18 protein-coding genes are annotated in these 20,949 nt (G+C 69.7%); 9 read left to right on the forward strand and 9 right to left on the reverse strand.

Features of this window, described 5'->3' with window-relative positions; all coding sequences use genetic code 11:
- Positions 1 to 9: 9 nt before the first annotated feature.
- Positions 10 to 1,458: an ABC transporter permease gene (locus ACIQU6_RS20585; protein ID WP_403483085.1), complete on the reverse strand. Its 1,449-nt coding sequence runs from the start codon at positions 1,456 to 1,458 to the stop codon at positions 10 to 12.
- Positions 1,459 to 1,731: 273 nt separating this feature from the next.
- On the opposite strand from ACIQU6_RS20585, the gene ACIQU6_RS20590 reads away from it, so the two are divergent.
- Positions 1,732 to 2,913, forward strand: a complete 1,182-nt coding sequence (locus tag ACIQU6_RS20590; protein ID WP_403483086.1) for a hypothetical protein — start codon at positions 1,732 to 1,734, stop codon at positions 2,911 to 2,913.
- On the opposite strand, the gene ACIQU6_RS20595 is transcribed toward ACIQU6_RS20590, so the two are convergent.
- The gene (locus tag ACIQU6_RS20595) at positions 2,900 to 4,024 is read right to left on the reverse strand and encodes a hypothetical protein (protein ID WP_403483087.1); all 1,125 of its coding nucleotides are present in this window, start codon (positions 4,022 to 4,024) and stop codon (positions 2,900 to 2,902) included. The genes ACIQU6_RS20590 and ACIQU6_RS20595 overlap by 14 nt on opposite strands.
- Before the next feature lie 867 nt (positions 4,025 to 4,891).
- Here ACIQU6_RS20595 and ACIQU6_RS20600 point away from each other — a divergent pair.
- Complete coding sequence (locus tag ACIQU6_RS20600; RefSeq protein ID WP_403483088.1) at positions 4,892 to 5,464, forward strand: hypothetical protein; 573 nt, start codon at positions 4,892 to 4,894, stop codon at positions 5,462 to 5,464.
- A 125-nt stretch (positions 5,465 to 5,589) separates the two neighbouring features.
- On the opposite strand, the gene ACIQU6_RS20605 is transcribed toward ACIQU6_RS20600, so the two are convergent.
- Positions 5,590 to 6,162, reverse strand: coding sequence for a TetR/AcrR family transcriptional regulator (locus tag ACIQU6_RS20605; protein WP_403483089.1), 573 nt, complete (start codon positions 6,160 to 6,162; stop codon positions 5,590 to 5,592).
- Between the two features lie 139 nt (positions 6,163 to 6,301).
- On the opposite strand from ACIQU6_RS20605, the gene ACIQU6_RS20610 reads away from it, so the two are divergent.
- Entirely contained in the window at positions 6,302 to 7,039 is a 738-nt protein-coding gene (locus ACIQU6_RS20610) for an SDR family oxidoreductase (protein ID WP_403483090.1), read from the forward strand.
- 212 nt (positions 7,040 to 7,251) lie between these two features.
- On the opposite strand, the gene ACIQU6_RS20615 is transcribed toward ACIQU6_RS20610, so the two are convergent.
- Positions 7,252 to 7,506, reverse strand: a complete 255-nt coding sequence (locus ACIQU6_RS20615) for a hypothetical protein (protein ID WP_403483091.1) — start codon at positions 7,504 to 7,506, stop codon at positions 7,252 to 7,254.
- Between the two features lie 515 nt (positions 7,507 to 8,021).
- Between ACIQU6_RS20615 and ACIQU6_RS20620 the strand changes: the two genes are divergently transcribed.
- Positions 8,022 to 8,402 (forward strand): hypothetical protein, encoded by a 381-nt coding sequence (locus ACIQU6_RS20620; protein WP_403483092.1) that lies wholly within the window; start codon positions 8,022 to 8,024, stop codon positions 8,400 to 8,402.
- A gap of 156 nt (positions 8,403 to 8,558) precedes the next feature.
- Here ACIQU6_RS20620 and ACIQU6_RS20625 read toward each other — a convergent pair whose 3' ends face one another.
- From ACIQU6_RS20625 to ACIQU6_RS20640, 4 genes are read right to left on the reverse strand one after another with little or no spacing between them, the layout of a single operon-like run.
- Positions 8,559 to 10,016, reverse strand: coding sequence for an ABC transporter ATP-binding protein (locus ACIQU6_RS20625; RefSeq protein WP_403483093.1), 1,458 nt, complete (start codon positions 10,014 to 10,016; stop codon positions 8,559 to 8,561).
- A gap of 44 nt (positions 10,017 to 10,060) precedes the next feature.
- On the reverse strand, positions 10,061 to 10,909 hold the full coding sequence (locus ACIQU6_RS20630; protein ID WP_403483094.1) for an ABC transporter permease: 849 nt from the start codon (positions 10,907 to 10,909) through the stop codon (positions 10,061 to 10,063).
- A complete protein-coding gene (locus tag ACIQU6_RS20635) occupies positions 10,906 to 11,913 on the reverse strand; it encodes an ABC transporter permease (RefSeq protein WP_403483095.1) in 1,008 nt (335 codons plus the stop codon). The genes ACIQU6_RS20630 and ACIQU6_RS20635 overlap by 4 nt, the downstream gene beginning before the upstream one ends.
- Positions 11,910 to 13,454 carry an ABC transporter substrate-binding protein gene (locus tag ACIQU6_RS20640; RefSeq protein ID WP_403483096.1) on the reverse strand — a complete coding sequence of 515 codons (1,545 nt, stop codon included), beginning with the start codon at positions 13,452 to 13,454 and terminating at the stop codon, positions 11,910 to 11,912. The genes ACIQU6_RS20635 and ACIQU6_RS20640 overlap by 4 nt, the downstream gene beginning before the upstream one ends.
- A gap of 335 nt (positions 13,455 to 13,789) precedes the next feature.
- Between ACIQU6_RS20640 and ACIQU6_RS20645 the strand changes: the two genes are divergently transcribed.
- The 5 genes from ACIQU6_RS20645 to ACIQU6_RS20665 are packed head-to-tail and all read left to right on the forward strand — an operon-like array spanning position 13,790 to position 19,702.
- Positions 13,790 to 14,785, forward strand: a complete 996-nt coding sequence (locus tag ACIQU6_RS20645) for a TauD/TfdA family dioxygenase (protein ID WP_403483097.1) — start codon at positions 13,790 to 13,792, stop codon at positions 14,783 to 14,785.
- A 21-nt stretch (positions 14,786 to 14,806) separates the two neighbouring features.
- A complete protein-coding gene (locus ACIQU6_RS20650; RefSeq protein ID WP_403483098.1) occupies positions 14,807 to 15,832 on the forward strand; it encodes an ornithine cyclodeaminase family protein in 1,026 nt (341 codons plus the stop codon).
- Positions 15,823 to 17,220, forward strand: coding sequence for a Y4yA family PLP-dependent enzyme (locus ACIQU6_RS20655; protein ID WP_403483099.1), 1,398 nt, complete (start codon positions 15,823 to 15,825; stop codon positions 17,218 to 17,220). The genes ACIQU6_RS20650 and ACIQU6_RS20655 overlap by 10 nt, the downstream gene beginning before the upstream one ends.
- Positions 17,221 to 17,246: 26 nt before the next feature.
- On the forward strand, positions 17,247 to 18,272 hold the full coding sequence (locus tag ACIQU6_RS20660) for a cysteine synthase family protein (protein WP_403483100.1): 1,026 nt from the start codon (positions 17,247 to 17,249) through the stop codon (positions 18,270 to 18,272).
- A gap of 8 nt (positions 18,273 to 18,280) precedes the next feature.
- A complete protein-coding gene (locus tag ACIQU6_RS20665) occupies positions 18,281 to 19,702 on the forward strand; it encodes an MATE family efflux transporter (RefSeq protein WP_403483101.1) in 1,422 nt (473 codons plus the stop codon).
- A gap of 100 nt (positions 19,703 to 19,802) precedes the next feature.
- Here ACIQU6_RS20665 and ACIQU6_RS20670 read toward each other — a convergent pair whose 3' ends face one another.
- Entirely contained in the window at positions 19,803 to 20,933 is a 1,131-nt protein-coding gene (locus tag ACIQU6_RS20670; protein WP_403483102.1) for a catalase family protein, read from the reverse strand.
- Positions 20,934 to 20,949 lie beyond the last annotated feature (16 nt).

Here is a 20,949-nt window from a genome sequence, read left to right on the forward strand (position 1 = left end):
GCTTGGCTGTCATTCGGTGTCTGTGGTGATGGCCTTGAGCAGGGGGATTCTCGCGGCCTGGCGCCCTGGCCAGAGGGAGGCGAGGACGCCGATAGCGGTGGTGGCGAGGAAGAAGAGGAGGGTCCTGTCCCACGGGATGACGAGGGGGACGCCTTCCTGGCCGAGGACCGCCGCCGCGCCGATCGCGCTGCCGGCGACGAGGCCGAGTGCCGAGCCGAGGAGACTGGTGGTCACCGACTCCAGGCGCAGGACGGAGCCGACGCGTCGGCGGTCCAGGCCGAGAGCCCGCAGGACGCCGATCTCCCGGACGCGTTCGAAGACGGCCATGCCCATGGTGTTGACCACCCCGAGGGCGCCGATCAGCACGGTGATGCTCAGCAACGCGTACATGATGTCGAGGAACGGGGCGTTCCTCGCGGCGGCGGCCGCCCTCGCGTAGGCGCGGTCCTGGACGAGCAGCGCCGGGTTGTCCAGGGTTTGCTGGATCTCCTTGCGGAGCCCGGCCGTTCGGCCGTGGGCGGCCTTGATCAGGATGGATTCGGTGCGGGGCCGGTGCTCGGTGCCGGAGGTGCGCGGGAGGGCCTGGTCGGAGATGAGGACGGGGGTCAGGTCGTCCGGGCCGTCGTAGATCGCGACGACGGGCAGGCTGGTCTTCGGGCCCGCGTCGCCGAGGGTGCCGGTGACCCGGGAGCCGAGTCGCCAACCATGGGCGGCGGCCGTCTTCTCGGTGACCGCGATGCCGTGGTCGAGTCGGTCGAAGGAGCCCTTCCGGACGGTGACGGGTGCCAGGCGTTGCACCGTGGCGGGGTCAACGGCCGTCGCCGGCAGGGAGCCGGCGTCAGACGGGTCGAAGGAGGTGCGGATGATCGGCGTGACCGCCTCGGCGCCCGGGAGTCGTGCCACGCGAGCGGCGGTGCCGTCGCCGATCTCGGCGAAGTCGACGGCCGTGATGCGCAGGTCCGAGGTCATGGAGCGGTCGGCGTGCTGCTCGTCCAGGCGGTTGACCGAGGTGATGACCACGGTGACGGCGGTGACCATCGCGAGGCCGACCATGAGGGTGGTCGCGGTGGCCGCCGTACGGCGGGGGTTGCGGCGCGCGTTCTCCACGGCGAGCTTGCCGCGGATGCCTGCCAGCCGGGGCAACGGGGAGCGCAGCAGCCCGGTGACCCCCAGAGCGAGCAGCGGGGTGAGGACGATCAGTCCGATCAGGAGGACGGGTACGGCGGCGAAGAGGAGGTATTGGCTGCCGACGGCGGCAGCGACCAACAGGGCTCCGAACGCGGTGATGGCCAGGCCGAGGATGTTGCGGCGGCGCAGCGAGGCGGCGGCGGTGGGAGCGGAGGGTGCGGATGGCGGAACATCGACGGCCTTGGGGAGGGGATCGAGCAGGACTGACGGGCAGGGGCCCAACCCCTCCTTCGGCCGAACCCGCCAGACCCCGGCGGAGATCGGGCGCATGCTGAACTGACGACAGGGGTGGGCCCGGAAGGAAGGGATCGAGTCACCCGGGAAGGTGAGGGAGCGGGCAATCGCCGGTTCCGGCGACGTCGGGGTTGCTACAAGTACCGGGTTCTCTCTATCCGTCCTCGGCCCGCGCAGGGATACCGCCATGTCCGTCGCACCCTCACGGGACGGTGCGGGGGTTTGGCGCGTGCCGCTGCCAGGCCCCTGCGCTTGATTGCGGAAGGTCATATGCGAGTTGTCCTGCTGGGCGAACACCGTGCGGACCGAATGGTGCCGCCGCTCCGGCGCGCCGGAGCTGACGTGGTCGTCCTGGGGTTCGTGGATCTGGACGCGTTCCTGGGCCCTGAGGCCGTCTGCGGGAAGCTACCGCCCGATCTGACCGACGCCGGTCTGTTGTCGCTTCTGCGCGAGTACGACGCGGACCTCGCCGTTGCGAACATGGGCCAGATCGGCCAGGAACGCCTGCTCCCCGTCTATGCCCGGGTAGGGGCGACTTGGCGGTCGTCGGGGCAGCGGATGCTGGCCCACTCCGAGGACTTCGCGTGGCTCGCCACCGACAAGGTGTGGCTCCACTCCGTCGCGCGACAGCGACACTGGCCGGTGCCGCGCGGGACTGTCTGCGACGACCCGGCGGCCCTGCTGGCCGCCGCTGGCACGCTCGGACTGCCCGCCCTCGTCAAGGAGGCGTGCAGCGAGCCGTTCGCCGGCCGTCATTACGTGGTGGACAGCCGGTCCCTGCAACAGGTGTGCCAGGACGTCAGGTATCCCGTCCTGGTCCAAGCCGCCGTCGAGGGTGAGGAGTTCGGCGTCGAGCTGCTCACCACACCATCGGGCACGATCGCGTGGCCTGTCGCCGCCATGGGACGACTCGACAGCGACTGCGCGCCCGGGAAGAGGGTCCGGGTCGCGCCGGCCGTGTTGCCTGACCAGGCGCACGAAGAGCTGGTGGAGGTCGTCCGGGACATCGTGGACGCCTTCGGTCCGGCGGGCCCGTGGCAACTCGACTTCGCGGTCGGTGACGACGGGCGGCCGTACCTCATCGAGATCAACGGACGGCTCAGCGGCATGACCAACCTGAGCTGGACGAGCACGGACGTGGACCCGCACGCCGCACACGTCGCCGCCGCCCTCGGGTACCCCTCGCCGCGGTGCCGGGCCGAGCGGGTGGCGCTGGAACTGCCCGTACGCAACGGGGCCGTCCTGCCGCCGGTTCCGGCCGGAGTGGAGCTGCGCCCCTTTCCGGGCAACCCCGCCAACCGCGGGCCCTTGCACCTCGGTTACCACCGGGCGGTGCTCGGCATTCCGGCCGATCGCGAGGACAGCGCTCGCGAGTGGTTGCTGTCCGTACCGGAGGAACTGCTGCTGGCGAGCCCCCGGATGGCGCTCGATCAGCTCACCCGGGGGATGCTCGCGCTGAAGCAGGGCGGTTCGGTCGTCACGTCCCACTGAGGGGGGCAAAGACCGCGGCCATCTTTCCGCCGCGGGCGACGTTCATGACGGGGTCGGTACTCAGCCGGCTTCCGTAGCCGATGACCTGCCCGTCGAGCACGGGGACGACCAAGTCCCGGAAGTAGTGCCCCTGCTCGGCGGGCACGGTCGGCACGTTGACACGCTGCTGGACCAACCAGCCCTGGTGCTGCGGCGCACGCACGGCGGACTCCCACTCCGCGGCGGTGGTGTGGGTGCCGATGACGATCTGCTGGCCCCGGCAGCCGTAGGGAGCCTTGAGCACGAGCTGTTCGCGCGCCGCGATCGCCTCCGCGCAGGTGATGCCGTCACCGAGTTTGCGGCTGTAGGGGACCAACGCGTCCAGGGCCGCGGCTTGTTCGGGGGTGAAGAGGTGTTGGAACCGGGGATCGGAGAGCACGGCCAGGCAGAGCTTGTTCTCCGCGACGAAGCGCTCGGCGAGGACGTTGGGAATCACCAGTGACCCGTTGTTGACCCGGGAGCAGAAGTCGTCCCACTTGGTGGGCTCGTCGAAGTCGTGCGGAATGTACTTGAAGTACCCCAGTCGCAGCTCGTCCGCCCGCCCCACCTCGTCGGGCCGCAGGACCAGCGGAGTCCGGCCGCGCCGCCGCAGTTGTGCGTACATGATCCCGAACTCGTTGGCAGCGCTGCGCGCGTTGTGGAAGATGCCGATGTCCCGGGTGTCCTCTTCGGGCAGGCCCTGCCGCCGGCCGTAGTCGATCAACCAGTCGGCGAACCACTCGGGGTGCTCGAACGGGGTCCGGGCTGTCCCGCCCAGCGCGGTACCCAGATCGGACTGGCGCCAGAGCCGGTTGAGCGTGCCGAAGGAGAGCGCGGCGCCGGGGCCACTCGCATTGAACTCCAGTACCTTCGTGGTGCCCAGGGTGTCGCCCAGGAGGTCCAGGCGGCAGAAGTCGACGCGCAGCCGGTGCGGTTCGGGACACTCCATGATCCATCGGTGCAGCGGTGCCGGGACCGCGAGCAGGTCCTGCACCTGTGCGTCGTTGGAGTAGCTCCGCACCACCTGCTGCAGGCACTCCACCACTGTGGTCGCCCACTGCCGAAGGACGGGCTCGGCCTCCTTGTGCAGCACGGTGATCGATGGGCAGACAGGCCAGGCCCGTCGGTTGATTTCCAAGGACGTTGACGCGAGCGAGGCACGCTCGGCGTCGAAAACCGCCTGGGCCGATTCGATGGTAGCGATCAGTCGGGAATCCGGCAGCCCGGACCCCGAGGTCAACCCGAACTCGGCGTCCACAAGCGGAAGATCAGTGTCACAAGCGTCGATCATGCCGCCCATCCTCGCCTCGTTCCGGAACCCGCAGGACCGCACTCATCGAGAGATCACCCGGCCGGGTGACACGTCTCGGGCTGCAGTTATGCGGCGGCGTAACAGGCCGGCGCTCGCGTAGTGGTTGGTGGCGGACGGCTACCTATGAGGTGTGGAACCGTCGATTTGGTTAGCCGGCGATCCCACGCTGCGTTCCGGCCCGTTTGTGCTGACCGATCGCGTCAACGCATGCCGCGATTCCGGCAGATGGCTTGGCCCCACATCGATTCGGCGTTCTTCCCGCAGCGAGGGAAAAGTTCCTTTCGCGATCTCCGGCAGCCGTCCGTCAGCCGGGAGCGGCGTTGACGCATTCGAGGCGGGTGGTGGTGGCCGGAGTTCGCTATCGCGGTGCATTACTTGCTGCGATCTCGATGATGTGCTGAGTAGGGTGCCGCGGGTGATTTCCAAGGGACGGCACCAAGACGGGGATGTTGCGGCGGCCCTTGACCGGGCCAGGAGCGCTGGCTGCCAGGTAGTGCCTGACAAGAATGGGCATCGATGGGGGTGGGTGGTGTGTTGTTCCTGCGGAGCACGCCATGTTGTCTCGGGCACTCCGAAGAATCCTGGTAATGAGGCGAAGCGTATTGATCGCTTCGTCAGGGATCACCGGCACTGAAAGGACATCGCGCTGTGTCTGAGTGGAGCTTCACCCTCCTGATCAACCAGCCCCTCACCCGCGGGCAGGCCGATGCCTTCGACCACTGCGACGCCTTCGCCGACGGCTCGGTCTCCTACGCCCTGGGCCCCGACGATCCCGAGGTGTATGCACACGCTCCGGACCCGGAGGCGCTGAGGGAGCTGTCGTGCGACATCGAATCGCCGACGCTGCTGGACGCCGTCGCGCAGGTGGCGCGCGACATCCGGCTCATCCCAGGGCTCCGCGCCGTTGGCGTGCGGTACGGCGACACCATCACCCTTGAGGAGGCCGCACAACGCTGCGGGCGCGGCCATGATGAGCTCGTTGAACTCGCCAAGAGCCAGCGTGGATCCGGCGGGTTTCCTGATCCGGTGTCGGGAACGGACGGCACGGAGTTCTACTCCTGGCGTGCGATCGCCGCATACCTGGCGCGTGCGGGCGGTGCGGTTCCCGAGGCTCCCCGCGACCTCGTCATCGCGGACCGCGCGTTGCGGCTTGCCGACGCGCTCGAAGGCGCTGACGTTTCACCAGGCACGCTGCGTTCTCTGGGCCTGCCGCTCAACTGACCCTGCGCCGGCACGGGGAGAGGTTTTGCTCCCGATGGCGCCACAGCCCGGGTGAACCGCACGAGGCGCTGTCGCACTGGGACGCGGTGGTGTGTCCCGTCGGCCGGTCATGTCCTGCGGATCGATCACGGACGGGTCGTCAGGCCGTCCAGGGTGAGGTCGAGCAGGCGCTCTGCCTGCTTGCGGTGTTCGGGGCTCGCTGAGGTGTAGGCGATGCCTTCGAGGGCGACGCCGATGTCGGTGGGGCTGATGTCGGTGCGGATCGTACCGGCGGCCACGCAGGCTTCCATGAGGGTGCTCAGGGCGGCCCGGATCATCTCCCGGCTGTGACCGTACGGGTTGCTCCCTGTCGCGGCGATGGCGCGCAGGGCGTCGATCATGCCGTACTTGGTGGTCACGTAGTCCAAGAAGAGGCGGGCCCAGGCGCGCAGGGCGTCCAGGGGCGGCTTCGCTGCCAGCAGCGTGGGGGCTGCGTCGCACAGTTGGGCCACCTCGTTGCGGTAGACGGCCTCGACCAGTGATTCGCGGGTGGGGAAGTTGCGGTACAGCGTGGCGCTGCCCACCCCCGCCTCCTTGGCGATGCGTTCCAGGTGGGCGCCGAGCCCCTCCGTCGCGAAGACGCGCGCTGCCACCGCGAGGATCTTCTCCCGGTTACGCCGCGCGTCGGCTCGCAACGGCCGTTGCGCTCCCTCGGTCATTGTGCTGATCGTCCCTTCTCGGTCGCTCCGGTCTTGCTAACCGGAGGCGCCCCCGTTTAATCTGACGTTAACTGGGGGCACCCCCAGTTCCACTGTAGGTCACCGCATCGGCCTCCATACACCTCGCTAAGGACTGAACATGACAGGCATCACGGGCAAGGTGGTCGCGATCACGGGCGCCAGCAGCGGCATCGGAGAGGCGACGGCGACCTATCTCGCCGCGCGCGGGGCTCGCCTGGTGCTTGGGGCCCGGCGGGAGGATCGGTTGAGCGCGGTGGTGGATCGGATCACGGCGCAGGGCGGTTCGGCCGTCGGGGTCGTCGTCGATGTCACGCGCCGCGAGGACCTCAAGCGCCTGACCGACGCGGGTGTCGAGCGCTTCGGCCGGCTCGATGTCCTGGTCTCCAACGCGGGCACCATGGCGGTCTCGCCGTTCGACGAGTTGCGCCAGGACGACTGGGACGCCATGGTCGCCACCCACATCACGGGCCTGCTGAACGGTATCGGGGCGGCGCTGCCCATCTTCCGGCAGCAGCACTCCGGACAGTTCGTCAATGTCGCCTCCACCGCGGCCTACGTCGTCAAATCCCCCCAGGCGGTGTACGCGGCCACCAAAACGGCGGTGAAGGTGCTTACCGAGGGCCTGCGCCAGGAAGCGGGACCCGACCTGCGCGTCACCCTCGTCTCACCCGGCTTCACCCATACCGAAGGCGTCGGCAAGGGTGCCAGTCCTGAGGTCGCGGCCGCGATGACCCGGCAGCGGGACGAGATCGCCATGCCGCCCTCGGCGATTGCCTCCGCCATCGGCTACGCCATCGAACAGCCCGACGGCGTCGATGTCAGCGAGATCGTCGTCCGCCCCACCGCGCAAGCCTGACCCCGGCGAACCGGCCCACACGAAGCCGCCACGCCCGCCGGCGACGACCGTGTGACGACATGCGGCCCGAGCGACCAACGAGCCTGCGCAGTGGGGGAGTTGGCGGCGGAACCCGGCTGCACGGTGCCCTTCCGGAGGCAGGTCCAAGGCAAGGTGGTAGCCCCTACCGAGCGGGGCCGGTGAGGGGCTTGTGCGTCGATGGCCGGAAACAGTCAGTCCTGCGTGTTGTCGTCGGGGTCCGGGATCTTGTGTGTCGGCGTCACGCGTTGGTGAGCGCCGAGGCCGAGCCATACGGATGCGAGGGCGACCCCGACGCCGACCACGGTTTCGTTGACGGCTATGTCGGCCAAGGCGGGAACGGCGGTCGCGAGGAGGGATAACAGGGCAACGACGATGGAGCGAACCATCACCGGGTTGTTGCGGAGAAAATCGCGCATGTCGGCTCCGTGGGTGAGTGTCGACTTCACCAGTGTCGACTCCACGAGTGCGGTCAGGGAAGGGCGCGTAGGAGTTCGGCGACTGTTGTGCCGAGCGCAGTGAGTAAGTCCAGGGGCAGGGCGTACTTCCCGTGCTCCAGGGCAGGGCACGGTCTTGGCGATCGGTGAGGGTGCCGCGGGCGCTTTCGGAGTTCGCGGCCGGTGCCGGCCATCTCCCCCTCTGCCGCCCGCGTTGCCCATGCCCGCGATCGCGGTTGCCGCGCCCGCCATGCCGGCCGCGTAGTTGCCGTTGTTGGCGCGGACGAAGGCGGCGAGGGTTGGGCTCCGCCATCTGGCGTTCCACCTTCCTTACAAGGTCCCCTCAATTGGCCGGCCTGCGGCCGTAGATGGCTGCCGTCCGACGCCAGGCACGCGTGGCCGCTCGTCCGCGACGGTTAAGCGAACGGCGCGCCGCTCGGCAGCTGCGGCATATTCCGCATTGACCCTGTTATGACTGTGATACGGCGCTATAACACGAATTGCCTCGTTCAACCACTGGAGAAGAAATGCACAAGCTTCAGAAGGCGGCCGTCATGGCCGTCGTCGTCAGCAGCTTCGGCTTCCTCGGTGCGGGCACTGCCTACGCCGACGGTGGAAGGGGCGGCACCGACCTGGACATCAGGCAGAGCGCCTCGTGCCGGTCGCACGACCTGAACCTCGACGTCCTCGGCGAGGTCGGGATTCTCAACGGCCTGCTGGGCAACGCTCTCAACGGCGAGGGCGCACCGGGTGCGCAGAGCAGCAGGGTCGGCTCGACCATGGGCTGCAGCAACACCGTCGGCTCCATGGGAGAGAAGCGGGGCGGCGAGGACAAGGGCAGAGGTTCGGAAGGCAGAGAAGGCAGAGACGGTAAGGAAGACGGGGGCGAAGGGGGCGACGGAATGTAACACCGAGGCCCGGCCTCCGGGCCGGGCCTCGTTGGCCTTCTCAGGGCCAAGCCAAGGGTTTCCGCTCAACCCACAGCGTCACAACTGGCCGCTGGCCGGGCTTCTTCTCCGGGAAGTCTGGCCGGCGGTCAGTGTTTTGGCGTCGGTCCATGTTGATCAGCCGGGTCGCGCGCCGATCTGTTGGAGGGGTGCGGAGTCGGACAGGCGTCCTCGGGCCAGCACGTGCACGTTGTCGGTGTGGGTGTTGACGAGGTCGAGGTCGTGGCTGACGAGGATGAGGGTGAGGCGGCGCTCTGCTCGGAGGTGGGTGAGGAGCTCCAGGATCGCGGTGGCGGTGGGCGGGTCGAGCGCTGAGGTGACCTCGTCGCAGAGGAGGAGGTCGGGTTCGGCGGCCAGGGCGCGGGCTATGGAGGCGCGTTGGCGTTGTCCGCCGGAGAGTTCGTGGGGGTAGCGGTCCTCGAACTCGGTGGGGAGGCCGACGTCGTTGAGGAGTTCGCGGACTCGGGCGGGCAGGTGGGGTTTGGTTGCGGTGTGGTGCAGTTGCATGGGGCGGGCGAGGGAAGCGCCGATGGTGCGGGTGGGGTTGAGAGTGCCGAGCGGGTTCTGTGGGACGAGTTGGATGCGTTTTTGCTGCTCGCGGCTGCGCTTGCGGACGTGGACGGGGAGTTGGTCTCCACGCCAGGTGAGGGTGCCGGAGTCGGGTTTCTGGAGGCCGGCGAGGGTGCGCAGGAGGGTGCTCTTGCCGGAGCCGGAGGGGCCGGTGATGCCGGTGGCGGAGCCGAGGGGGGCGTGGAAGTGGACGGAGTCCAGGGCCTGGTGGGTGTGGCCGCGGTGGGTGAAGGCAACGCGTAGGTGTGTGGCGCGCAGTCCGTCGGTGGTGGCGGTGGGCGGTGAGGAGGTGGCGGTGGGCTTGCGGGGGGTGGTGGGGAGTGGGGGAGTCGAGGTGGTGCTGAGGGTGGTGACGGTGTTGGCGCAGGCGCGGACCACGTGGGGGTCGTGGCAGGTGAGGACGATGGTGATGCCGCGGGCGGTGGCGAGGTGGCGTAGCAGGTCGGTGATGTCGGCGCGCAGGGTGTGGTCGAGTCCGGCGGTGGGCTCGTCGAGCAGCAGGATGTCGGGTTGTCGGGCGAGGGCGCGGGCCAGGGCGAGTCGGCGTTGTTGTCCGCCGGACAGTGCGCCGGGGCGGTGGTGGGCGAGGTCGTCGGGGAGCCGGCATTCGTGCATCAGCTCCGCGACCGCGGTGGGTGCGCGATCGGTGGCGACTTCGGCGATCAACTGCCGGCCGGTCATGCGGGGGTTGAGGGCGGAACCGGGGTCCTGTCCGACGTAGGCGACGCGGTGGCGGCGCAGGGTGCGCAGGGCGGTGGGGGAGAGGGCGAAGACGTCCTGTCCGAGGATCCGGGCGGTGCCTGAGGTGACGTGGGCGCCGTGCGGGAGGTCTGCGATGAGGGCGCGGAGGAGGGTTGTCTTGCCGGAGCCGGAGGGGCCGGTGAGGGCCGCGATGGTGCCTGTCTGTGGGCTCAGGCTGAGGGGGTGCAGCAGGGTGGTGCCGTCGGTCAGGCGGATTTCGAGGTCGGTGACCGAGACGGGGGGTGTTGTGGGTGCGGCGTCCACGTGCGTGTCCTGGGATGTGGGTGCGGGTGTGCGGCGGCTGGTGCTCATCGCAGGGCGGCCTTGCGGGCGGTGGCCGGTGCCAGGGTGTTGGCGGCGAGGTTGACGCTGATCGCGAGCAGGCCGATGGCGAGGCCGGGGGCGACGACGGCCCACGGGTTGAGCATGATGCCGGGTGCGTTCTCACGGACCATCAGTGCCCAGTCGGCTTCGGGTGGTTGGGGTCCGAGTTGGAGGAAGCCGGCCATGGAGATGACGTAGACGGCGTCGACGAAGCGGAGTCCGAACAGGGCCAGGATCGTGGCGCGGAGGTTGGGCAGGATCTCCCGCAGGGCCAGGTATGCGGTGCTCTCGCCGTTGGCGATCGCGGTTTCGACGAAGCCGGCGGTGGCCAGGGGGGCGGCGGCGCTGGCCATGATGCGCACGGCGTAGGGGGTGCCGAGGGCGATGGCGGCGACGGTGATGGTGAGCCGGCCGCCGCCGGGCCAGGCAAGGGCGAGGAGCATGATGCCCAGCAGGGGCGGCAGGAGGATGGCGGTGTCCGCGGTGCGTTCGATGAGGCGGCCGAGGCGGGGGTTGAGGACGGCGAGGCAGCCGAGGAGGGTGGCCAGGAGGGTGACGGTGGCCGCTACGGTCAGGGCGCTGCCGATGAGGGCGGTGCCGCCGTGCAGGAGTCGGCTCAGGACGTCGCGCCCGAGTTGGTCGCCGCCGAGCGCGGCGTCGGTGCCGGGTTCGCTGTAGGGGGCGGTGACGGGCTTGTCGAGGGGGTGCGGAGCCAGCAGCGGCCCGAGGGCGGCCAGGAGGACGAGCAGGACGCCGGGGGCGAGGGGGAGGAGCAGTCGTGGCCAGGGACGGCGGCGCGCCGCCCGTTGGTTGAGGACCGCGATGTGGGTCATGGGCGGTCTCCCAGGGTGCGGGCGCGGACGAGGTCGGCCAGGAGGAGGACGACGGTGATCAGGGCGGCTGTGCAGGCGACGACGGCGGCGATGACGGGGGTGTCGCGGTCGGCGACGGCACCGGCCAACACGGTGCCGATGCCTGGGTAGTTGAAGAGGGTTTCCACCACCACCGTTCCGCTGAGCAGCATGCCGGTGGAGGTGGCGATGCCGGTGGCGATGGCCGGCCAGGCACCGGGCAGGGCGTGGCGCAGCAGTACGCGTCGGGCGGACAGGCCGTCGAGGTGGGCGGCTTCGACGTGGGGGGTGGCGGCCTGGTCGGCGAGGGCGGCGCGGACGATGCGGGTGTTCCATCCGGTCTGCGGGACGGTGAGGGCGAGCACCGGCATGATCAGCATGGTCCAGGTGGCGGGGGCGCCGTCGGGGCCGGTGACGGTGGCGGCGGGCAGCCAGTCGGTCCACAGGGACAGCAGGAGCAACAGGCCGATGGAGACGACGAATTCGGGTAGTGCGAAGGCCGCCGTGGAGGTCAGGTCGACCACTCGGTCGACGAGGCCCTTGGGGCGGGCGGCGGACCAGGTGCCGAGGGCCAGTGCCGCGACGACGGTGAGGGCGAAGGCGGTGGTGGCCAGCGTGATGGTGTTGGGCAGGGGGGCGGCCAGCAGGTCGTTGATGCGTTCGCCGCGGGCGGAGGTGCCGAGGTCGCCGGTGGGCAGGGCGCCGATCCAGTGCCAGAAGCGTTCCCATACCGGTTGGTCCAGGCCCAGTTGGTGGCGTCGGGCGGCGATGCTCGCCGCGGACTCGCCGCGGTCGGAGGTGGCCGAGGCCGCGTCGCCGGGGAGCAGGTCGACCGCCGCGAACACCACCGCGAGCAGGATCACCAGCATCGCGAGGCGTTTGCCCAGTGCGGCGCCGACGCGTAGGGCCAGGGTGGCTGTGCGGCGGGCGGCGGAGTGCGCCACGGGGTGTGTCGTGGAGGGGGTGGGTGTGGCGGTGTCGGTCACTGTGCGAGCCAGACCTTTTCGAGCTGGACGCGTCCGTAGCCGGGGAGCTTGGGCAGGTTGTGGACCTTGGGTGCGGCCAGGTCGATGCCGTCGGCCATGCCCCACAACAGGTAGCCGGAGTCGTCGTGTTCGATCTGTTGGAGGTTGCGCAGTGCGGTGGCGCGGGCCTTGGGGGCGGCGGTGGCGATGACCTCGTGGTAGGCGGCGTCGAAGTCCTTGTCGGACCAGTCGGCTTCGTTCTGTCCGGCTCCGGTGGTCATGGTCTTGGAGGCGAAGAAGACCACGGAGTCGTTGGTGCCCCAGTAGTTGGTGTAGAGGTCGCCCTTGAGCCAGGTCTTGGCGTAGAAGGTGCCGGACTCCTGCTTGGTGACGTTGATTCTGATGCCGGCCTCACGTGCCTGGGAGGCGAACAGGGTCGCGGACTCGGCGAGGCCGGCGATGTCTTCGGTGGTGACCAGCTCGTAGGTCCTGGAGAGGTCGAACTTGGCCTCGGTCAGGAGCTGTTTGGCCTTGGTCAGGTCGCGGGGGCGTTGTGGAATGCTCTTGGCGTAGTCGGGGTCGGCGGTGCCCAGGATGTCGTTGGCGACGGCTCCGTATCCGGACAGGACCTGCTTGACCATGGCTTCGCGGTCCACGACGAGTTTCATCGCCGCGCGGACCCTGGGGTCGGCGAACGGGCCGCTGGAGGTGCGCATCACGATCGGCATCGCCATGTCGTTGGGGCGCCGGATGACGTGAATGTCCTTGCGGGTGGCGGCGGTTCGGGCGGCGACGGCGCCGGCGTTGGAGGCCACGTCGATCTGGCCGGAGAGCATGGCGTTCGCCATTGCCTGGGGGCTTTCGAACATGGTCACCTCGACGGCGTCGAGGTAGACCTGTCCGCCGTGCCAGTGGTCGTTGCGTAGCAGGCGGGCGTTGCCGCCGCGGTACCAGTCGAGGGTGAAGGGGCCGGTGCCCGGTGCCTTGGCGATGTCCTTGTCGGGGGTGTTCTTCTTGAGGATGAATGTGGTCAGCCGGGTGAGCATGGGGAGTTCGGCGTTGGCGTAGTCGGAGACGAGGGCGACGGTGTCCCTGCCTTCGGCGGTGATGTGCTCGGCCTTGATGCCGGGGAGCCTGGCCGGGCCGGCGGGGGTGTTGCGCAGGCGGCGCAGTGACCACACCACGTCGTCGGCGGTGACCGGGGTGCCGTCGTGGAAGGTGGCGCCCTTGGCGAGGGTGAAGCGCCAGGTTCTGAGGTCCTTGGACGGTTTCCAGGAGGTGGCGAGTCGGCCGACGGTGTTCTTCTTGAGGCCGGGTGCGGTGAGGGTGTCGTAGACGAGGGCGATGATGAGGTAGTCGCTCTCGTTGCCCTGGTTGCCGTGTGGGTCGCGGGTGATGGCCGAGGCGCGGCCGAGTGCGCCGATGCGCAGGGTGCCGCCCTTTCTCGGTGTGCCGCCGGAGTCGGAGGAGGCCGTGTTGTTGCCGCCGTTGCAGGCGGCCAGCAGCGCGGCCGCGCCTATGCCGCCGCCGGCCCAGAGCACCTGTCGCCTGTTGAAGTTCACGTTGCCTCGCTCTGCTCAGGTGTCAGTTGCTTAGGTTTGCCTACCCTAATGACAACCGTTCCCGCAAGACGCGTGACGCGGATTGCCGCGATCCGTTTGTTGTCAACCAGCCCTTTGTAGTGCGGAGTTCCGCAAACTCGGGCACTGAGCCGGAAAATGAAGTTAGGTTTGCCTTACCTAAGGGTCGACGGTACTTTCGTCACCGTCTGCAGGGCACCGGCGCGGGGCACACCCCCAGACCGCCCCTTCGCCGATCCGTTCGACGTGCCGCGCCGCCGACGCGCGGCCTCCGCCCCGGACCTCACCCGCCGCCAACGGAAACGGATGACACCGCCATGAGCACGGGAGCCGCCCCCGTCCGCCAGCTCGACGCCACCAGCGTCGGGGAACTGCGTCAGGCCGCCGAGAAGATCCTCACCGAGTTCGGCACCTCCGCCACCTCGCCCGAACTCCTCGCCCACGTCGCCGAATTCGCCGACAGCCTGAGCGAACCGATCCGCCACGCACTGCGCCCCGTCGACACCGACGACGGCCTGTTCGTCCTGCGCGGACTGCCGGTCGACGACACCGCAATAGGCCCCACGCCCGCCAGTTGGGCCACCGCCGGCGACAGCGGCGCCGCCCACGACATCGCGATGCTGCTGCTCGCCACGCTCATGGGCAACCCCCTCGCCTGGGAAGGCCAGCAGGACGGCCGCTTCGTCCACAACATCGTCCCCGCCCCCGGCCACGAGACCGAACAGACCGGCGCGTCCAGCAGCGTGCTGCTCAGCCCGCACACCGAGGACGCCTTCCACCCCGGACGCGCCCACCTGCTGATGCTCGGCTGCCTGCGCAACCACGACCACATCGCCACCACCGCCGCCAGCATCCGCCACGTCCAACTCTCCGAGGCCGAAACGGCGTTGCTCACCCGACCCAAGCTGTCTATCCTGCCGGACGACGCCTACACCCAGGCGCAGGGCTTCGTGGGAGGCGAACCGGCCCCCGTCCCGACCCTCTTCCACGCCAGGGACGGGCTGACCCTCCGCTTCGACCCCGCCTACACCCCGCTCGACGACGCCACCCCCGCACACCGGGCCGCCTACCAGCGGCTGGAGGCCGAACTCGCCCGCGTCTCGGTCGCGGTGAGCCTGCGCCCCGGCGAGGTCCTGGTCGTCGACAACGACCTCGTCGTCCACGGCCGCGTCCCCTTCCGGGCCCGCTACGACGGCACCGACCGGTGGCTCAAGCGGGCCTCCGTCCGCGTGCCGGGACGCCGCACACGCCCCCTGGCCGAAGCCGACGAGCACGGATACGGTCAGGCAGCCATCGAAGCTCACGCAGCCTGACCACCCGCACCGAGCAGAGAGGTGACCGACACCACCGTGGCCAACGAACCCCGTCCCACAGCCACCGACGACACGACCCTGCGGGTACTGTCCACCAGCGACCTCGCCGGGATCGACATCTCCCTGGCCGACGTCGTCGCCACCGTCGAAGGCGCCTACCGCACCCTCCACGCAGGCGGGTCCGACAACCCCCGCAAACTGACCGTCAAGCCCGCCGACGGGCACTCGGTCTCCTACGCCATGCTCGGCCGGGACGGATCCCGCGACGTCGTGGCGATCAAGACCTCGTACAAGCACGGACTCGACAAGGGCCGCGAGGACCAGCACTACTACACCGCGCTCACCCTCTACGACGACGTCACCGGACTGCCCCTCGCCATGATGGACTGCGGCCGCATCGGCGCCCTGCGCACCCCGGCCGTCTCCGCCCTCCTCGCCCGCGCGTGCGCCCGCCCCGACGCCCGTAGCGCCCTGGTCATCGGCACCGGAACCCAAGGGCGGCTCGCTCTGCCGTTCCTGCTGACGACCCTGCCCGACCTGGACCGGCTCATGCTGTTCGGCACCCACCCCGACGGCATCGCCGCCGTACGACAGGAACTGCGCAGCCACTTCCCCGAACGGGACGTGGAGATCGTCACGGACCTGCGGGCCGCCGCGTGCGACGCCGACATCGTCCTCGCCACCGCGGGCAGCCACACCCCGGCCGCCGTCGAGGCCGACTGGCTCACGGCGGGCGCGTTGTCGATCCTCGTGGGCCACGGACTGGCGCCCTCGACCCTCCACCGCGCCGACCGCGTCGTGGCCACCAGCGAGGCCCAAATGAAGGTCACCGGCACGGACATGGCCGACGACAACGGTGAACTCCGCGCCGTCGACGCCGAGTTCCCGCCCGTCCTCGCCGGCGCCGTCGCCGGTCGCCGCTCGGCGGACGAACGCATCTTCGCCTACAACAGCGGACTCGTCGTCACCGACATCGCCCTCGGCCACCGCTTCGCCCAACTCGCCCTCGACCAGGGGCTGGGAGTGCAGGTGCCGCTGTGGCAGTGACCGACACCGCGACCACGACCACGACCACGCCGACCCTCCCCGCCCACCCGGACCCGGACACCGACCGGATCCTGGACAGCGGCCTGCTGCACGAGCTGTCCCACGCCTTCGACGGCCCCTTCCACTTCCTGCTGCCGCACCGCTTCGACGCCAACCTCGCCGCCTTCCGCACCACACTCACCGACGCCGGCGTGGAGGGGCGGGTGTACTACGCGAAGAAGGCCAACAAGGCCGCGGTGTGGACCGAACGCTGCGCCACCCACCAGGCAGGCGTCGACGTGGCCAGCGCGGGCGAACTACGCGAGGCCCTCGGACACGGGGTACGCGGCGAGAACATCGTCGTCACCGGCCCGGCCAAGAGCGACGAACTGCTGCGCCTGGCCCTCCTCCAGGGGTGCCTGGTCGCCGTCGACGCGCTCGACGAACTCGATCTGCTCCTCACCCTCGCCCTGACCGGCACGGTCCGCCCGGCCCGCCTGCTGCTGCGCCGACTGCCCTCCGTACAGCCCCACAGCCGCTTCGGCATGAACGACGCCGAACTGGAAACCGCACTGGACCGGTGCCTACGTGCCGGGGACGCGGTGCGGATGGAGGGCTTCAGCTTCCACCTGTCCGGCTACGCCACCCAGCCCCGCGCCGACCTCGCCGACGAACTCATCGACCTGTGCCTCCAGGCCAGGCTGCTGGGTCTGCAGGCCGACCGGATCAGCATCGGCGGCGGATTCGCCGTCGACTACAGCGCGGCCGACCACTGGCACACCTTCCTCACCGAGCAGCAGCCCGCGCACTTCCACGCCCAAAAGGCGTTCCGGGCAAGGGACTTCTACCCCTACCACTCTCCCGTCGCCGGAGCCGACGCCCTGCGCACCATCCTGGCCAGCACCCCCGAAGGCGGACGGCACACCCTTGCGGAGCGTCTCAGGGACACCGGCACGATGCTGATGCTGGAGCCCGGCCGGGCCCTCCTGGCGGGAGCGGGCTCGACCGTCTTCCGCGTCCAAGGCGTCAAGGAACGCGCCGGCTACCGCATCGTCACGGTCGACGGGACCAGCCTGAGCCTGTCCGAGCAGTGGTTCAACAGCGAATACCTCCCCGACCCCCAACTGGTCACGCCCGCCGGCCGCGTCCACGGCACACCGGACGCCGAGGTGCACCCCGCCTGTGTGGGCGGCGCGTCCTGCCTGGAGTCGGACCTGGTCACCTGGCGCAAGGTGCCCTTCCCCGCCCGCCCCCGCGTCGGCGACCTGCTGGTCTACCCCAACACGGCCGGCTACCAGATGGACTCCAACGAGTCCCCCTTCCACGACCTGCCACTGCCGCCCAAGGTCGTCATGGACCGCCTGGGCGAACGTCCGCGCTGGCGACTCGACCGCCGCCCCCCATGCTGACCCCCGAACCGCCCAGGAGCCATCCCGTGAACGAGGCACTCGCGCGCCCCGCCGTGGTCTCCCGCATCTCCGAACTCATCGGATACACCCCGCTGCTGGAGCTGTGCCGCACCGAGACCGGCAGCCGCCTGCTGCTCAAGCTGGAGATGTACAACCCCACCGGCACCGCCAAGATCCGGATGGCCCGCGCCATGGTCGACGCCGCCGAGGAGGCCGGCGAACTGCGCCCCGGCGGCCGCATCATCGAATCGACCTCCGGCAACACCGGCCTGGGCCTGGCCGTCATCGCGGCCGAGCGCGGCTACGCCTTCACCGCCGTCGTCGACAACCACGCCGCCGCCGACAAACTCCGCGGCATGCAGGCCCTGGGCACCGAACTCGTCTACGTCGTCGACGACGGCACCGAGGAACTGGCCACCGCCGCCCGCGAGGAACTCGCCGAGAAGATGGCCCACGGCCAGGACAACACCGTCTTCACCGAACAGCACAACAACCCCGCCAACGGCGTCGGTTACTTCCCCGTCGCCCACGAACTCCACCAGGCGCTCGGCTGCCGGCTCGACGTCCTCGTCGGGGCGGTCGGCACCGGCGGCGCGCTCTGCGGCACCACCCGTGAACTACGCACCCTCATACCGGACTTCACCACCATCGGCGTGGAACCCAAGGGCTCCATCGCCTTCGGCGGCCCCGCCCACGACTACTACCAGTCCGGCACCGGCACCCCCGAAGGCGCCGAGGTCGGTGCCCTGGTGGACTTCTCCCTCATCGACGAGGGCGTCAAGGTCGGTGACGTCGAAGCCTTCGCCACCGCCCGCGCCGTGGCCCGCACCGGCCTGCTCATCGGCGGCTCGGCAGGCGGAGTCGTCCACGAGGCCCTCACCCGCCTGCCCGCCCTCCCGCCCGGCAGCACCATGGTCGCCCTGATCAACGACGGCGGCGAGAAATACCTGGACACCGTCTTCAACGACGCCTGGATGAACGCCCGTAACCTCATCGACCACGCCATGGAACGCGAGATCGACGAGCAACTCACCAAACTCCGCAGGATTTGATACCCACCATGCCGCTGACCACCCTCCTCCGCGACAGTCGCGCCCTGGCCACCCTCGCCGTGCCCCTGATCCTCACGCAACTGGCACAAGTGGCGCTGACCACCACCGACACCGTGATGATGGGCGCACTCGGCCCCGCCGACCTCGCGGCAGGAGGACTGGCCATCGTCATCTTCAACCAACTGCGCACCATGGGCGTCGGCCTGGTCACCTCCGTCGGCAACCAGATCGCCGGCGCCTCCGCCCGCGCCGAAACGGCCCAGGACACCAACGCGTCGGCCCGCGCCGAGCAGGACGGCCAGCACGAGGTGCGCAGGATCGTCCGCGCGAGCCTGGCCGTCGCCACCCTCGCCGGCGTCGCCGGAGCCGCGCTCATGCTGCTGATCGGGCAGGCCCTGACCTTCCTGGGCCAGGAAGCCGACGTCGTCAGCCGCGCCCAGGCCATGCTGCTGGCCCTCGCCCCCGGCCTGCTGCCCTGCCTGTGGTTCCAGGCGATCCGCCAGTTCACCGTCGGCATGCGACGCCCGCAGGCGCTCCTCCAGATCACCATCGCCTCGGTCGCCGTCAACGCCGGCATCAACTGGGCGCTGATCCACGGCACTTGGGGCCTACCGAAACTGGGACTGCCCGGCATCGGCGTGGCCACCTCCCTCGTCTACCTGCTCTCCTTCCTCGCCCTCTACCTCGCGGCGAAGAAGGACACCGTCCTCGGCCCCCTCCTGACCCTCAACATCACCAAGGCCGACCGCGCCACCGTCCGCCGACTGCTCCAACTCGGCGTCCCCATCGCCGCGACCTACGGCTCCGAGGCCGGCTTCTTCTCCGTCACCGCCCTGATGGCCGGCACGTTCGGCAGCGCCGCGCTCGCCGCCCACACCGCCATCAACCAACTCGTCGCCATCGTCTTCCAGGTCGCCGTCGGCCTCTCCCACGCCGCGTCCATCAACGTCAGCCGCGAACTCGCCCTCGAACGGCCACAAACCGCCCTGCGCATCAAGAACACCGCACTCGCCTGCGCCGGCGCCGTCATGCTCATCGTCGGCATCGTCTACGCCACGCTGCCCCGCCTCGTGCTCAGCCCGTTCTTCGACACCAGCAACGCCCGTGACGCACAGGCCGTGTCGATCGCCACCCACCTGCTCCTGGTGATCATGGTCCTGCAGTTCTTCGACTGCGCCCAGAACATCGGCGTCGGACTCCTCCGCGGCCTCGACGACACCAAGAGCGGATTCCGCATCACCCTCATCGGCTACTGGCTCATCGGCCTCCCCGCCGCCTGGCTCCTCGGCTACGCCGCCGGCCTCCACACCCTCGGCATCTGGCTCGGCCTGCTCACCGGCCTCGCCACCACCGCCGTCCTGCTGCTGCGGCGCTACACCGTGGCGCTCCGCGCAAGGTTCCACACGCCGGAGGCGGTGCCTGCTACCTGACGCGCTGAGCGGTCCTGCTCTTTGACGGGCCCGGCGGCCACCTGGCGGTCGAGCCATCTGACCAGCGTCTTCACGTGCGGCGGATACCCACTGCTGACGTTCATCGGGGTGGGTCAAGCACCTCGTCGATGCTGCGGGGCTCTGTGCGCGGTTGCCGGTTGAGCTGATGGCGGGCGATGGAGGAGTGCCGGTAGACCTCCTTGCGGGCCCGCATGATGTTGCCCAGAGGCGCGTGCTCGGCGGTGACCCGCCAGGGCGTGAAGGACAGCGCGTCCATCTTCGCCAGGTTCCCGGGGCCGGAGATGTCCTGCCGCGGCAGCCTCAGTTTCGCCACGGTGACGGACGGCGAGAGCCGTTCGGGCCACTCCACGGTGGTGTCCTGCACCGGCATCTGCCCCAGGTCGGTGCAGAGTTGGACCTGGACGTCGAAGGTGTAGGGCCGCTCCTGCAGCTCGGCTGCCAAGGCCGGTCGGAAGACCTCCCGCGCGGAGGTCGGGTCGATGTCGCGCCGGACCACCGCGGCAGCGGAGGACGGGTCGGGGGTGATGCGCACCTTGGCGATGTAGTCCCCGTGCCGGACCGCGCCCATGGTCCAGTAGCTGGACAGCAGGACGTTCGTCAGAGGGGTCTTCGACAGGCGCAAGAAGGCCAGGAACTCGTCCCACGCCCAGTCGTCCTGTTCCAGCGTTCCCTTTCCGGTCACGAACTCGGTGAAGAAGCGATGTGCTCCGCGTCGGCCCTGGGAGAAGTAGGCCGGCGCGTTCAGGAACAGCTCCTGGATGAACAGGTAGTGCTCGATGGTGTTGCAGAAGAAGATCGGTCCGTTGATGTTGGCGTAGTCGAACGTGCCTGTGTCCGGTTCGTCTTCCAGCAGGGTCGGGCCGGGAACGTCGAACATCTTCAGCGCCAGTCCGGTGGCGCTGCCCAGCCGTGCGTCGGCTCCGGCGTGCGGCGATCCGTTGGAGAAGCGGATGAGCGCGTCGTGGGTTCCGGGCGTCGCGTAGATGCCCTGGGCGTACTCGGGGGCAAGTCCGTCCAGGATTTCCACTTCTCCTCGGACCAGCCCGTAGCCCTTGGCATGGGCGTCGCGAAGGGCCTGTCCGGTGCCGCCGGCCGTGACCGACTCGGCGATGAAGCTCTCGGTCCTGTCGATCACCTTCTGCAGGTACCAGTCGAAGTCCGGGTCGTCGTCTTCGACGTCAGGCGTGTAGCGGACGAATTGTGTTGCCATGGCTTCGGCCTCTCCT

Origin of the sequence: Streptomyces sp. NPDC090442, assembly GCF_044769405.1 — a bacterium.
Lineage (GTDB): Bacteria > Actinomycetota > Actinomycetes > Streptomycetales > Streptomycetaceae > Streptomyces.